The 298-nt window shown below is 52.0% G+C and carries 1 rRNA gene; it reads right to left on the reverse strand.

Going from position 1 to position 298, the window contains the following annotated elements:
* Positions 1–8: 8 nt before the first annotated feature.
* Positions 9–124 (reverse strand): 5S ribosomal RNA (rrf, locus tag N5923_RS00090).
* Positions 125–298 lie beyond the last annotated feature (174 nt).

A 298-nucleotide genomic window follows, 5' to 3' on the forward strand; every position in this document is an offset into this window, starting at 1 on the left:
AATTTGATGCCTGGCAGTTCCCTACTCTCGCATGGGGAGACCCCACACTACCATCGGCGCTACGGCGTTTCACTTCTGAGTTCGGCATGGGGTCAGGTGGGACCACCGCGCTACAGCCGCCAGGCAAATTCTTGGTGCTCGAAACGAATCTTTTACGCCGCTGCTGCGTTGGCTCCGCTCGTAAAGTCAGTCACATACCAAAGTATGCTCCTTCCTTTCCTTCACTTGCCGCCTTGCTTCAGCGCAAAATCTTTCGTTTCTGCTGATTCTTATATCCGGTGAACTAAGCTGAAAATTT

This window comes from Winslowiella arboricola (assembly GCF_025527015.1).
GTDB lineage: Bacteria > Pseudomonadota > Gammaproteobacteria > Enterobacterales > Enterobacteriaceae > Erwinia > Erwinia arboricola.